The sequence below is a fragment of the Actinosynnema sp. NPDC023587 genome, assembly GCF_040640215.1.
Lineage (GTDB): Bacteria > Actinomycetota > Actinomycetes > Mycobacteriales > Pseudonocardiaceae > Actinosynnema.
Genome location: NZ_JBFABG010000022.1, coordinates 1 through 12,429 on the forward strand (window position 1 = coordinate 1; position 12,429 = coordinate 12,429).

15 protein-coding genes are annotated in these 12,429 nt (G+C 69.2%); 10 read left to right on the top strand and 5 right to left on the bottom strand.

Annotated features, from left to right (window positions below; genetic code table 11):
- Window positions 1-505 precede the first annotated feature (505 nt).
- From AB0G01_RS33045 to AB0G01_RS33060, 4 genes are all read left to right on the top strand, one after another.
- Window positions 506-1,798, top strand: coding sequence for a DUF6357 family protein (locus tag AB0G01_RS33045; RefSeq protein ID WP_360954044.1), 1,293 nt, complete (start codon window positions 506-508; stop codon window positions 1,796-1,798).
- A 41-nt stretch (window positions 1,799-1,839) separates the two neighbouring features.
- The gene (locus AB0G01_RS33050) at window positions 1,840-2,607 is read left to right on the top strand and encodes a DUF6357 family protein (protein ID WP_360954047.1); all 768 of its coding nucleotides are present in this window, start codon (window positions 1,840-1,842) and stop codon (window positions 2,605-2,607) included.
- Between the two features lie 512 nt (window positions 2,608-3,119).
- A complete protein-coding gene (locus tag AB0G01_RS33055; RefSeq protein WP_360954050.1) occupies window positions 3,120-3,500 on the top strand; it encodes an RNHCP domain-containing protein in 381 nt (126 codons plus the stop codon).
- Between the two features lie 25 nt (window positions 3,501-3,525).
- Window positions 3,526-3,942, top strand: a complete 417-nt coding sequence (locus AB0G01_RS33060; protein ID WP_360954053.1) for an RNHCP domain-containing protein — start codon at window positions 3,526-3,528, stop codon at window positions 3,940-3,942.
- 102 nt (window positions 3,943-4,044) lie between these two features.
- On the opposite strand, the gene AB0G01_RS33065 is transcribed toward AB0G01_RS33060, so the two are convergent.
- Together AB0G01_RS33065 and AB0G01_RS33070 are read right to left on the bottom strand one after the other, a co-directional pair.
- A complete protein-coding gene (locus AB0G01_RS33065) occupies window positions 4,045-4,647 on the bottom strand; it encodes a histidine phosphatase family protein (protein ID WP_360954056.1) in 603 nt (200 codons plus the stop codon).
- A gap of 79 nt (window positions 4,648-4,726) precedes the next feature.
- On the bottom strand, window positions 4,727-5,899 hold the full coding sequence (locus AB0G01_RS33070; protein WP_360954059.1) for a PEP/pyruvate-binding domain-containing protein: 1,173 nt from the start codon (window positions 5,897-5,899) through the stop codon (window positions 4,727-4,729).
- 59 nt (window positions 5,900-5,958) lie between these two features.
- On the opposite strand from AB0G01_RS33070, the gene AB0G01_RS33075 reads away from it, so the two are divergent.
- From AB0G01_RS33075 to AB0G01_RS33085, 3 genes are all read left to right on the top strand, one after another.
- A complete protein-coding gene (locus AB0G01_RS33075) occupies window positions 5,959-6,354 on the top strand; it encodes a DNA-binding protein (RefSeq protein WP_360954062.1) in 396 nt (131 codons plus the stop codon).
- Window positions 6,351-7,001 carry a transcriptional regulator gene (locus tag AB0G01_RS33080; RefSeq protein ID WP_360954065.1) on the top strand — a complete coding sequence of 217 codons (651 nt, stop codon included), beginning with the start codon at window positions 6,351-6,353 and terminating at the stop codon, window positions 6,999-7,001. The genes AB0G01_RS33075 and AB0G01_RS33080 overlap by 4 nt, the downstream gene beginning before the upstream one ends.
- A gap of 249 nt (window positions 7,002-7,250) precedes the next feature.
- Entirely contained in the window at window positions 7,251-7,541 is a 291-nt protein-coding gene (locus AB0G01_RS33085; protein WP_360954068.1) for a hypothetical protein, read from the top strand.
- 86 nt (window positions 7,542-7,627) lie between these two features.
- Here the strand turns inward: AB0G01_RS33085 and coaD are convergent, their stop codons facing one another.
- Window positions 7,628-8,056 (bottom strand): pantetheine-phosphate adenylyltransferase, encoded by a 429-nt coding sequence (coaD, locus tag AB0G01_RS33090; protein WP_360954071.1) that lies wholly within the window; start codon window positions 8,054-8,056, stop codon window positions 7,628-7,630.
- Window positions 8,057-8,256: 200 nt separating this feature from the next.
- Here coaD and AB0G01_RS33095 point away from each other — a divergent pair, with 200 nt between their 5' ends.
- Window positions 8,257-9,003: a Clp protease N-terminal domain-containing protein gene (locus tag AB0G01_RS33095; RefSeq protein ID WP_360954074.1), complete on the top strand. Its 747-nt coding sequence runs from the start codon at window positions 8,257-8,259 to the stop codon at window positions 9,001-9,003.
- Between the two features lie 112 nt (window positions 9,004-9,115).
- Here AB0G01_RS33095 and AB0G01_RS33100 read toward each other — a convergent pair whose 3' ends face one another.
- Window positions 9,116-9,712, bottom strand: a complete 597-nt coding sequence (locus AB0G01_RS33100) for a chloramphenicol phosphotransferase (RefSeq protein WP_360954077.1) — start codon at window positions 9,710-9,712, stop codon at window positions 9,116-9,118.
- 212 nt (window positions 9,713-9,924) lie between these two features.
- Here AB0G01_RS33100 and AB0G01_RS33105 point away from each other — a divergent pair, with 212 nt between their 5' ends.
- Window positions 9,925-10,260 (top strand): hypothetical protein, encoded by a 336-nt coding sequence (locus AB0G01_RS33105; protein ID WP_360954080.1) that lies wholly within the window; start codon window positions 9,925-9,927, stop codon window positions 10,258-10,260.
- 85 nt (window positions 10,261-10,345) lie between these two features.
- Here AB0G01_RS33105 and AB0G01_RS33110 read toward each other — a convergent pair whose 3' ends face one another.
- Window positions 10,346-10,738 carry a MerR family transcriptional regulator gene (locus tag AB0G01_RS33110; RefSeq protein ID WP_360954083.1) on the bottom strand — a complete coding sequence of 131 codons (393 nt, stop codon included), beginning with the start codon at window positions 10,736-10,738 and terminating at the stop codon, window positions 10,346-10,348.
- 58 nt (window positions 10,739-10,796) lie between these two features.
- Between AB0G01_RS33110 and AB0G01_RS33115 the strand changes: the two genes are divergently transcribed.
- Entirely contained in the window at window positions 10,797-12,170 is a 1,374-nt protein-coding gene (locus AB0G01_RS33115) for an MFS transporter (protein ID WP_360954086.1), read from the top strand.
- Window positions 12,171-12,429 lie beyond the last annotated feature (259 nt).

Sequence of the window (12,429 nt, forward strand, 5' to 3'; positions counted from 1 at the left end):
ACGGCCCCCGCCCGGGGGGCTTGGGGCAGCCGGCCCCCAGCGCCCAAGCCGCCAGGTCGGCCAAGCTGTGAACCGAATTGCCGATGCATACGGTTTGCGCGCAACGGGTTCTGCGGACGCGCTACCGTCCCCTCGGCTAGGTGATCAACTTTCCAGCGCTGCGCCCGGCCCTGGAGCACGTCGAGGAGCACTGGGCCGGTCTGTAACGTCATAACTTACGTCGACGACGGGTACCTTCATCGTTGTCGACATCGGCTCGACGTCGATCGATCGCCTGGTCGGTGTCCGGTCGTCTCGTGCTGTCGGCGCTGCCCACGACCTGTCCGAGTGGCCTGGCGCGGCTACTGTGCTTGGTCATGAGGCATCTTGCGGGCGGTGGGTCACCTCAAAGGACGGTCGCGGCCTGGGTCTCTGCGGTTCTGTCGTGCCGACGTTCTGCCGTGAGGTGAGCGTTTCGCGTGCGACGTTCCGGAAGAATCCGTAGCCCGACACGGCAGGGATGGCGATGAGACCACTGACCTTCAGCGACGACAAGGACCACGAGCAGGAGTGGCTTCCGGGAGGTCCTCACTCCGCCGTCGACGCGTTCCTTGAGTTCGTTGCCCAACGCCGTGGTGCCGACAACACGTCGTTCGGCATCGAGGACGAGGGGAACGAAGAAGTGCTGATGGTCATGTTCGAGGTCGGGGCCGTCTGCCGGATCAAGGGGTGGCAGAACTCGCGGAGCGAGTACCGCGTGGTCACCGACCGTGGTGACTACCGAACCCTGGCAGACCATTTCGTTCGCGGCGGCTTCACCGCGCTCGACGACCACGGCCCTTGGTTGCCGGACGTCCCTAGCCTGATGCGTGCACGATCGGCTCATCTCCACCAACGGGCTGCGGGTGGTGCTCGTCCAGAACACGAAGTGGGTGGAGAACTTCGTGACCAGCGTGGAGAAGAACTCCGATCGGAGTTCGACGGGTCGGTGTTGCGGCGCACCCACCCGCGCGAGCTGCGCCGTCGACTGGAGATCCTGACCCGCGTCGACGGGCGCGAACCCACGACCGCCGCTGGCACCACCCACTTCGGCTACGGCAGCGGCGAGGGCGACACCGTCAACGCCTGGTTCACCGCCGACGGACGCGGCCTGCTCGTCACCTTCGACCACACCAGCCCACTCGACTGCTCCGACGACCCCCTTGCCCAGGCCGCCCTCTACGACGGCGTACCGGCCGACCTCCTCCACCCGGCGAAAAACGCACCGGAAACCGACACCGCACGCAACGTCCCCCACCCCGACGGCGGCACCCTCGTCGCCGCCACCGGCATTTTCACCTTCTCCGGCCCCTGCGCCATGGCCGACGGCCTGTTCGCCCGGTTGCAGGAAACCCGGACGAACATCGAAGACACCGGAATTGGCCGACTGCTGGAGGTTTTCCTCGCGACGGAGGACTTCACCCCCGTTATCGTCGCCCAAGAGGTGCAGTGGTGGAGCGCCGAGGACATCGCGAAAGGCTTCGCGGCGACTGTCGCGAGTGGACCGGAGCAGACCCCGATCACGCCACTCGACCGGGAGGCGGTGGATCGCTTCTGCCGGATCTGGGCCGACTCCGGGTACAACGACCGCTGGGACGTGCACTACGTCCTCTTCGACAGCCGCACGGTCGAGGAAGCGGGCGAGGCCCGTGACGAGCTCTTGGCATTGATCCGAACCCTCGGACTTGAGCGCGTCGACGCACCGCCGCGAGCCGCGAGCGGCGAGGTGTGGGTTCGCACCGACCCCCGCATCGACGCCGAACTCGGGAACTGGTCATGACCGAAGTCGTCTTCACCCGGGAGAACGGTTGGATTCCCCAGGTGGTCCGCGCGGACGGCGGGCTCAGGCTCGAATGGGGTGCCGGGGCCAACGCCAACCGTGACCCCCGCACGTTCACCGTCCCGATTTCGGCGGCCCACCTGGAGGTGATCGGGAACGACCTGGCCCGGCACCTGCTGCTGTGGAGCGCGATCCTGCCCCTGTGCACGGCCGCCGGGACCCAGGGTCCTCTCGACGAACGCGCGGCGGTTGCCCTGCTGGACCCGATCCTCTTCGGTACGCCCGAGGACGTCGAGTCGTTGTTCCGGAGCATCCCCTGGGACAAACGCCGGCTCATCGCCCAGGGCGCGGACATCGAACTGCTGGAACGTGGCGAGGTCTTCGCCGCGCTGCGGTCCGCGACCGCGAAGTCCGACTGGCATCGCGTCCAGCAGTACGACGCGGACCGGGACCGCGCCCGACGCGGCGTGCGTCTCACCCCGCTCGACGCGGCGCTCCTCAAGTACACGGGCCGCTACCTGCACGGTGGGCGAATCCCGACCCGGGAGCCCGATGCCGTCGATCCCGATCTGCTGCCCGAGGTCATGCGGGTGATCGCCACCGCTGAGCAGGCGTGCGCCGGGATGCGGCTTCCCCCTGATCGGCGAGGGGTCTGGAGCAGGCTGAAGAAGGACTATGGGTGGAAACAGATCGAGGATGCGGTGGACCGCGCAGTTCGCCGTTCCCACCCGGATCTTGTCGATGACGCGGTGCGCACCGTGAGCTTCCTGATGTGCTCGGAAGCTGCTGCTCGGGCGCGGAAGTCCTGAGTGGACGACGCGACGGGCCGGTAGTGACGCGGCAGTGCGTCGCGGTCGAGGGCTGGCCGGGTTGATCGTGATCGCGAGGCCTGGCACCGTTTTCATGCGCGCCCAACTTCGCCTCTTCGCGCGGCCTGGCCTGCGCAGCCCGACGCCCCAGGTCCAGTAGGCCACCGCCGGCGGGCACCGGGGGAGCGTCGGCACGGGGTGATGCGTGGAAAACAGGTTGGCGGACCGCCGGCCGGTGGGTAGCGTCCGGCACGTCCGACCGTGAACTCGTGGGCGTCACGCCCTGGAAAGCAGTTGATCTATGCCCCGGCATGGGCCGAGTGTGCCTCGCCACCGCACCTCGGCCGGGTCTCGTCGCTGACCGCTCGCGCGCGTCGGCTTTCCCGGCATCGTCCGGTGCGGCTTCGGGCTGCCCGTTCTACCGACACGGCTCGCCCCAGGGGGTGAGGACCGCTCGGCCTCCTCCGGCCTTCGTCCTCGCGAAGTACGAGATCCGGCTAGGAGAGCCCCGGGTGTCCAACACCGACAAGAAAACCAATCCTTCCCACTCCGCTGCGCGCACGGAGACCTTCGCCTGCGTGTGGTGCGGGCTGACGGTCGTCGCGACCGATCCTGACGGCAAGCGGCGCAACCACTGCCCGAGCTGCCTGCACTCCCGGCACGTCCACGACCAGGTCGAGGGCGGGCCGTCCGAGTGCCAGGCGCGGATGTCACCCATCTCGATCGCGGTGCTGCGCAACGGCGACTGGAAGGTCGTCCACCGCTGCACGCGATGCGACGAGTTGACCGCGAACCGGGTGCAGGCCGACGACAACCAGCTCATCCTGATGCGGCTGGCCGTCCGCCCGCTGGCCCAACCACCGTTCCCACTGGAGATCTTCGGCGACCTGTGAAGGTCGTCGGGAACGGGAGAGGACCATGCCACGGCACAACTCGCGGAACACCGACCGGCGCGTCCAGCGGCACAAGGACGTCCTTCCGGGTGCCGACCGGCGGTTCGGCGGCGCGTTCCGCTGCGCGGGCTGCCGGCTGGACGTGCCACTGGCCGCGCCCGGTACGGCGCACCGCAACCACTGCCCGCAGTGCCTGAGCAGCCTGCACGTGGACGGCCGGGTTCCCGGCGACCGCGCGGCCGGCTGCGGCGGGCGGATGGAGGCGCTGAGCCTGTCGATCCGACCGGACGGCGAGTGGCTGCTCATCCACCACTGCCTGGAGTGCGGTGAGCTCAGCGCCAACCGCATCGCCGGCGACGACAACCCGCTGGCGCTGCTGAGGATCGCGGTCCGGCCGCTGTCCGACAGCGGCTTCCCGGTGCGGGCGTTGCTCGCGCTGTGACCCGGTGCCCCGAGGTCGGTCCGGCCGACCTCGGGGCACCGGGACGCCGTCGGTCCACCCGGGCTGCCGCCGCCGGGATGTCGGCACGACGCCGACGGTCGGTCAGGGGCGCGAAGTTTCGGGGAAGCCCGTCCATCGGAGGTCGTCGCGGAGGTGGCTCATCTCGTTGAACATGGCCAGGGTGGGCGGAATTCCGGGCCGGTACTCGATGACGGTGAGCGCGGTGTTGGCGCTGCTGAAGCTGAGCCACCGCACGGGCGGGGCGTCGAGGGCGTCGCGGATCAGCCAGGCGATGGGGTACGCGTGGGTGATGAGGACCTCGTGCACGTCAGCCTCGCCTTCGGGCGCGGCAGCGAACCTCGCGGTGAGGGCCTGGGCGATGTTGTTCCCGGCAGCGGCTTCTTCGGTGTCGTAGCAGTCGAAGAACGTTAGCCACGGCTGCGGGGTCTCCTCGACGGGCGGCACGTAGGGCACGTGGTCGATGAGTTCCGCAGCTTCGGCCACGGGTGCGTTCCCGCTGAGGAAGATGTTGAGCTGCTGCGCGCTGTCAGCGGCGCGTGGCAGCGGTGAGTGCCAGACAGCGGCGATCGGCAGGTGCGCCAGGCGCTTGCCCAGGAGCCCGGCCTGTTCGCGGCCGGTGTCGGTGAGGTTGCCGAAGGCGTCGGCGTCGCCGTGCCTGGCGATGTAGAGGTACCTGGTTGCCATGAGCACATCGGGAAGCGCACCTCGGGCGTGGCTCCCGGTCTCCTCTCGGGTGCGGGTGCGGGTGCGGATTCGGGTGCGGTCAGGGGTGGAGGACGGTGACGGTTCCGGCTGTTCCGTCGAGGACGATCCGGTCGCCGTTCCGGATGTGGGTCATCGCGTCCGCGACGCGGAGCACGGCGGGGAGCCCGTACTCCCGGGCGACGATCGCGGCATGCGAGAGCGCACCGCCGGTCTCGGTCACGACGCCGGAAGCGATGGTGAACAGCGGTGTCCACGCCGGGTCGGTGTACCGGCACACCACGACCTCACCGGGGCGGACAGCCGGGAAGTCCGACGGACCGCGCACGATGCGCGCGGTCGCGGTCACGGTTCCGTGGGAACCCGGCGTGCCGCTCAACGCCCCGGAAGGCATGACCGAACCGGGAACGGGGATCGCGGGGAGCGAAGCCGTGATGGGGCGCGATTGCAGTATCCACACCTTGCCGTCCGCGACGGCCCATTCGATGTCCTGCGGGCCGTCGAGCAGGGCGGCAATCTGGTTTCCCAGACCTGCGAGGGCCGTTGTCGTGTCGTCGTCCAGAGTCCGTGCGGTCTGCGCTTCTTCGCTGACCGCGCTGGTGACGACGCCGCCGCGCTCGCGGTTGAGGTCGGTGCGGGTTTCTTTTCTGCCGACCGTGTACCCGACAGATCCGTCCGCTGCGACCTCGTAGGCGTCGGGGGTGACGAATCCGCCTACGACGGCCAAGCCCAGGCCCCAGGACGCTTCGATGCGGGTTGGTTGCCCCGGCTGCTGGGGCGTGAACAGGACGCCTGACACCTCGGCTTCGATCACGCGCTGCACGAGGACTGCCATGGCAGGAGCCGGTTGTGCGGTGCTGCCGTCGGTCCGCTTCCAGTAGTCGGCGACTCGCGCAGCGCGGGCAGACGCCCAGCAGGCCGCTATCGCCTCGCACACGTCATCCGTTCCCCGAACGCCGATGACGCTCTCGTACTGGCCCGCTGCGGAAGCGCTTGCTGTGTCCTCGTTCGCTGCGGAGGAACGCACCGCCACTACGGGATCGCCCAGCCGCCCGAGCTCACGGGCGACTGCCGTGCGGAGGGCCTGCCCGATGTCGGCACCAGTGCGCTCTTCGCCGCCGGCGGGCACGACGAAACCGTCGGGCACCGGCAGGCCGTCGCGGAGCAGCACGCCCAAGGTGGCTGCCTTGCCGCCGCAGGTCGAGCGAGTCGCGTCAGGGAGTGCCGTCAGCACCGGACCACCCTTCAACAAAGAGTTGACAACATTTCGTTGAAGGTAGCAGGCTGGGTGGCATGGAACGCGAGCACGACCTCGAACGAGCCCGCAGCGCCGACCACGCGCAGGGTCGACGCGAGCGCGATGCCCAGGACCGGCTCATGGAACTGGGGGCCGATCGGCTGGAGCCGCGCCCGTGGCGGCCTGGTCCGGTGCCTCCCACGGCGGTCGACCTCACGCAGTTCGCGGTCTGGCGGTCGGCGGACCTCACTCGCGATGACCTCCTGAGCGCGCTGGCGCTGCTCCCGGCAGCACGGGCGGAGGTCGAGGGCGTGGAGATCGGGTTGCTCTTCGCGGCGCGGAACGAGGGCCTGACCTGGGCGCAGATCGCCGAGGCCATGGGCTTCCAGTCCCCGCAGGCCTGCCAGCAGTACGTCACCCGCCTCAGCGCCAGGCAGGAGAAGCGGACGTGACCGGCCGGTCAGCGCCGGAGCTGCTCATCCTGCACGCGGTACGACTCCTCGGCTTCGCGAACAGCGCCACGGTCGCCGAGCGCGCCGGGGCGAGCCACGACGACACCCTGCGGGTGCTGCGCGAGGCGGAACGCGCGGGCTGGGTGCAGCACGTCGAGTTCGCCGACCTCGGCGGCTGGTCGCTCACCGACTCCGGCAAGGCCGAGAACGAGCGCCAACTCGCGGTCGAACGCGGTGGTGCCGACCCGGAGAACCGGATCGCGACCGTCTACCGCGCCTTCATCCCGCTCAACGCCCGCTTGCTGCGCGCCGTCACCGACTGGCAGATCAGACCGACCGGCGAAGACAGGTTCGCACCCAACGACCACGCCGACGCCACCTGGGACGGGCGCGTCCTGGCGGAACTCGACACCCTGAACGACACCCTCCCGCCGCTGATCGCTCGCCTCGCGCAGGTGTTGGCGAGGTTCGACGGCTACGACATCCGCTTCGCGGCAGCCCTGCGACGGGCACAGGGAGGACAACGGGACTGGGTCGACAAGACGCACATCGACTCCTGCCACCGTGTGTGGTTCCAACTCCACGAAGACCTCGTCGCCACCCTCGGCATCGACCGTGGCACGGAGAACACCGCAGCCTCGTGGTGATGTAAGGGACGGACGGTGATCCGGACCTGGCCTTGCTGCCGTCACCGGCGACGAGACTTGCACGCGGACCACGTACGTCGAAACGAGGGTGCGTGGCTGCTCAACGCGGCATTCCGCGTCCACGCGGCTGCCGTGGTGTGTTCGGCGGACGAGGGCACTTCCGCCGACGTGGTCGCCGACTACGATCGGCCAGTTCGAAGCGCTGGAGGACGGCCGAGTGGTCGAGAACACCGTGGCGAGGATCGTCCGATGACCAATCGACCTCCCCGGGTGCTCGACGGCGCTCAGGTGGAGCTCGTCGCGCTGCGCGGCCAGGACCAGGTGGCCACCGGGGCGACGCGGCATTCGGTGGCCGGCTTTCCCCAGTTGGTCGTGGGTCTGGCGATCGCCCGGTACGAAGACGATTCGAGCGCCTACCTGTTCTACTGCAACAGCGAGTGGGAGGTGATGTCGGATACTTATCACGACAGCATCGACGCCGCAGTCGCGCAAGCTCGGTGGGAGTTCGAGAACTTGTCATTCTCGCCGCTGGAGGACTAGGGGCGGGGTGGCCGAAGGTCGAATGACCGTCGAGGTGTGACGGCATCGCCAGCCGATGACGGTGATGCCATGGCCTTGGCCGAGGCTCAACCAGGGTGTGTAGAACCTTGGTGGCTCATCTTGGTGACCAGGGTGGCAGAGATGTGGGCCTGGGTGGGGTCTGCGGCGATGAAGAGCGTTTCGACACCGGCCAGGTCGTTGTTCATGAGGGCCATCGGCATTTCGTAGTCCAGGTCGTGGACGTTGCGGACTCCGCGGACGACGACGTCGATCCCGGCTCGGTGGCAGTAGTCGACCAGCAGGCCGCCGGTGTGGGAGTCGATCGTGACGTTGGTCAGGCCGGTTGCCGCCGCGCGGAGCCGGTCCAGCCGCTCGGTGATGGGCAAGCGGCCGGTTTTGTTCACATTGGACATCACGCAGACGACGACCTCGTCGAATAGGCGGGCGGCGCGGCGAAGAACGTCTTGGTGTCCTGGTGTGACCGGGTCGAAAGATCCTGGGAAGAGGGCTCGCATGACCGGAAAGACTAGCAAGCGGGGAAGGGTCGTCGTCCTCTGCTTTTCTCGGTGAATTGGAATCGTCGTCGGAGAACGTTGGCGGTGTGACGGGGTGTGGGCGGGACGTGCAGGCGGCTCGGATCGCAGATTCCCCTTGCCCTATCCCCCCATGAGGGGTTATACATGGGGGTACACAAGTGGACCGAGGGGGTAGGGCGATGCCGAAGATCAACGTGTACCTGTCCGACGAGCTGGCCGACGCGGTCAAGGAGTTGGGCGTGCCGGTGTCGGCGATCTGTCAGCGGGCGCTGGAGCAGTCGGTGAAGCGGGTGGCCGCGATCCGGGCGGCGGCGCTGGGTGACCTGAGTGGTGGGGACCCCACCGGAGGGCTGTCGCAGTTCACCGACCGGGCCCGTGCGGCGATCAGGTTGGGGATCGAACGGGCGCGTGCCGACGGGGCGGCGATGGTGGGCACCGGGCACTTGTTGCACGGGTTGCTGGCCGAGGGCAACAACCTGGCCCTGCACGTGCTGCGCGCGATGGAGATCGAGCCCGAACGCGTGGCCGACCAGCGGGTCGAGCCCGCGGGAACGTCGGACGCGGCGGGGACGACGCCTGCGGACCGGTTCGACGGGCCGGCCGCGAACGCCTTGGAGCTGACCATCACCGAGGCGGTCACGCTGGGGCACAACTACGTCGGTTGTGAGCACCTGTTGCTGGGCTTGATCGCGGAACCCGATGGTGCCGGCGGCCAGGTGCTGCGCGCGGCGGGGGCGGAACTCCGGTCGACGCGCGGGGCGGTCGTGGCCGCTCTCGCCGGCTACGTCCACCTGCGGGCCACCACGGCGGGCGGCGGCGCGTCACCGGCCGCCGACATCGTGGCCGTGCTCCGTCAGCAGCTACAGCCGCTCGTCGATCGGATCGAGCGCCTGGAGGAGCGCCTCGACCTGCCCGCGCAGACCTGATGGTCCACTGTGGACTATCGGTTCTGACCATGGCGTGATATCGCAACGAGTTCACGTCGGGATGTGATTGCTGGTGCCGGAGGTTTGGGGGATCACGCCGGTTTGCGGGGCTCTACCGGGCGCGTTGCCTGCGCAGTACGGCTCTGGCCAGTTCGGCGGGTGTTCCGGTTGTGCTGTCGACGATCATGTCGTACGCGGTGCCGTGGTCGTGCACCGTGCGGTAGTGCCCTCGTGAGAGCCCGTTCGGGGCGCGCCGGTCGAGTTCCCGCTGTTCTGCCACCGCGAGCGGGCACGTGACGCCCACGAGCAGCACTTCCAAGCCGGACAACGCATCCATCCACGTCGGCAGCAGATCCGGGGTCAGCAGCAACTCGTCGATGACCAGGTCGTCACCTCCGTGGGCGAACGCGGATGCCGCGGTCTGACCGGACCGCAGCATCCGCCGCCCGACTTCGCCGTAGCGGATGACGACCGACGGGTGCCCGTCCGCGTCGTCGTCGGTGCGGTCATACCAGAAACCGTCACGGCTGAGCGGGCCGTCGCGTCCCCCGCCCCAGTTCGGTGGTACCAGGGTGAACAGCGTGTCGATTCCCCAGTAGACGACCGGCGTGCCGCTCTCGTCCTGGATCGCTCGGGCCAAGGTGGTCTTGCCCGCGCTCGACGTCCCGTTGAGGAGGATCACCCGGCCGGGACGTGCACCGCTTGTCATCCGGCGACGGTATCCGGAGGCAATATCCGGTCGGTGGTGGAGGTCGCGCCGGCAAACCGCTCGGCTTGCCCCGGCTCTTCTGGCAAGATCATCTGCGGGGGTGCGGCCCTCGTCGGGTGATGTCCGCGGCACTGGTCTGGGAGGTCGACGTGGCTGATGGAGTGGAGCGGTTAGGCGGATCTCTGGCGCTTCTCGCACGGGGTGCGGTCGGCGTGTTCTGGTTCATCGGCGCGCACATGGTCGTGCAGTGGTACGTGCGGGCCTGTGATGCGACCAGCCCCGGGATGTTTGTCATCGCGGTGACGGTGTTGTTCGCCGGTCTGCTGCTCTTCGTGGGATATGCGGTGGGCTCGCACTTCCTGCCCCGCCTGGTCGGACGGTCGTGGAACCGGTACGGCAGGGTGGCCCTCGTGCTGGTCGGTGCGGTTCTCGTCACCTGGGGGTACTGGAGTTTCGCTGTTCCGGCGCTGACCGACGACACGCTCTTCCTGGTGAACTGCGACGGTCGGCACCCGGCCGGGTGGCCGGGTTTCATCCCCCTCCCGTGATTCCCGGGTCGTCGGGGCGAGGCGGACCGCGTGACACGGGAAGCCGTCCTGCCCGAGCACGGCCGGTGCCCGGTCGAGCGCACCCTCAGCGGGCCTCGCGCAATTGGGCCGCCGCGTGTTCGACCGAGGGCGGTGCGGTGGCGATCACCCGGTCCAGGGTGCTGCGGGCGGTGGTGAGCTCGGTGATCGCGGCGCTGAGCCGGGCGCGTTCCCGGTGCAGGTCCAGCAGCAGCTCGGGGCAGTCCGCGATGAGCTGCCCGCCGGCGGACGACATGCAGGGCAGCAGGTCGGCGATCGTGGTGGTGGACAGGCCCGCGGCGAGCAGGTTGCGGATGTGCTCGACGGTGGTCACGTCGGCTTCGACGTACGCGCGGTAGCCGCTGGGCCGGCGTTCTGGGCGCAGCAGGCCCTGTTCCTCGTAGTAGCGCAACAGGCGCTGGCTGACGCCGGTCCTGCGTTCCAGCTCGCTGATGCGCACGGTGCCTCCGAAAATCGTGCTTGACTCTCACATCCGTGTGAGACTTTAGCGTCGCGGTATGTCCGATCGACAACTCGAAACCCCTGCCGGGCCGCGTGAGTGGCTCGGGCTCGCCGTGCTGGTGCTGCCGACCGCGTTGCTGTCCATGGACGCCACGGTCCTCTACCTCGCGCTGCCCAGCCTCGCCGCGGAACTCGCTCCCAGCCCGGGGCAGTTGCTGTGGATCTCCGACGCCTACGGCTTCCTGGTCGCGGGCTTCCTGGTCACGATGGGCTCGCTGGGCGACCGCATCGGCCGGCGTCGCCTGTTGCTGGTGGGGGCCGCGGCGTTCCTGGTCGTGTCGGTGTCGGCGGCCTACGCGCCGACCGCCGAACTCCTCATCGTCGCTCGCGGCCTGCTCGGTGTCGCCGGTGCCACGCTGATGCCTTCCACGCTGGCGCTGATCGGCGGCATGTTCCGCGATCCGCGCCAACGCGGTGTCGCGATCGGACTGTGGTCCGCGGGACTGTCGGCCGGGGTGGCACTGGGGCCGGTGGCGGGCGGGCTGCTGCTGGAGTGGTTCTGGTGGGGTTCGGTGTTCCTGCTCGCCGTCCCGGTGATGCTCCTGCTCTTGGTCGCCGGTCCGATCCTGCTGCCGGAGCACCGCGACCCCGATCCCGGGCGGCTGGACCTGGCCAGTGTGGTCTTGTCGCTGGCGGCCGTGCTGCCGGTCGTCTACGGCATCAAGCACCTCGCCGAAGGCGGTTCGGTGCTGCCGGGCGTGGTCGCGCTGGTGCTCGGCGCGGGTGCCGGGAGCGTGTTCCTGCGCCGGCAGCGGGTGCTGGACCTCCCGCTGATCGACCTCCGGCTGTTCGCCGCGCGTCCGCTGCGCAACGCCCTGCTGGTCCTGCTGGCCGCGCTCGCCTGCGTCGCCGGGGTCTACCTGTTCGCCGCGCTCTACCTCCAGCGGGAAGTCGGGCTCTCCCCCCTGCGGGCCGGGTTGTGGCTGGTGCCCTGCGCGGTGGCGATGATCGCGACCTCGGTCGCGGCACCCAGCCTGGCCCGGCGCATCCCGGTCCACCGCCTGCTCGCGGGGTCGTTGGTGGTGTCGGCACTCGGTTTTCTCGTGCTGGTGTGGACCCCGGAGGAGCAGGGCGTCGTGCCGCTGGTCGTCGGGCTCGTGCTGATCTACCTCGGGCAGGGCCCGGTGATGGCCTTGAGCACCGACGTCGTGGTCGGTGCGGCACCGCCGGGGCGGGCCGGGGCCGCGTCGGCGTTGTCGGAGACCAGCGTGGAGTTCGGCCTGGCGCTCGGCGTGGCGGTGCTGGGCAGCCTGGGCACGTTCGTCCAGCGCGGCCACGACTCCACCACCGGACTCGCGGTGGTCGCGGGGATCGGCTTCGTGGTGCTGCTGGGCCTCGCACTGCTCACCGGACGACGTCCCGCGTTGTGAGTCCGGCCGGACCGGGAACCGGTGGTCGTGTCGAGTGCGGCGGACATCCGGCGAGCGGGTGTCGCGGCCGGCGGAGAGGTTTTCTCGATGTCTCAATTCGCGCCGTGTAGGATTCCCGAATTTTTCCGGTTGTAACAGGTCGGGGCAATGAACGGCAGGAATCGTCTGCGTTCACCTCCTGGTGGTAAAGACCGCCTGACGGGTGTGGTGTTGCGACGCGGAGGGTTATCGGTTCGGTGGTCCGCGACACCGTAACGAG

Excerpts from the sequence above, each read along its gene's own strand:
- AB0G01_RS33075 (WP_360954062.1), top strand. The coding sequence starts at position 5,959 with ATGGAACGCGAGCACGACCTCGAACGAGCCCGCAGCGCCGACCACGCG.
- AB0G01_RS33100 (WP_360954077.1), bottom strand. The coding sequence starts at position 9,712 with ATGACAAGCGGTGCACGTCCCGGCCGGGTGATCCTCCTCAACGGGACG.
- AB0G01_RS33065 (WP_360954056.1), bottom strand. The coding sequence starts at position 4,647 with ATGGCAACCAGGTACCTCTACATCGCCAGGCACGGCGACGCCGACGCC.
- AB0G01_RS33045 (WP_360954044.1), top strand. The coding sequence starts at position 506 with ATGAGACCACTGACCTTCAGCGACGACAAGGACCACGAGCAGGAGTGG.
- AB0G01_RS33115 (WP_360954086.1), top strand. The coding sequence starts at position 10,797 with ATGTCCGATCGACAACTCGAAACCCCTGCCGGGCCGCGTGAGTGGCTC.
- AB0G01_RS33095 (WP_360954074.1), top strand. The coding sequence starts at position 8,257 with ATGCCGAAGATCAACGTGTACCTGTCCGACGAGCTGGCCGACGCGGTC.
- coaD (WP_360954071.1), bottom strand. The coding sequence starts at position 8,056 with ATGCGAGCCCTCTTCCCAGGATCTTTCGACCCGGTCACACCAGGACAC.
- AB0G01_RS33085 (WP_360954068.1), top strand. The coding sequence starts at position 7,251 with ATGACCAATCGACCTCCCCGGGTGCTCGACGGCGCTCAGGTGGAGCTC.
- AB0G01_RS33060 (WP_360954053.1), top strand. The coding sequence starts at position 3,526 with ATGCCACGGCACAACTCGCGGAACACCGACCGGCGCGTCCAGCGGCAC.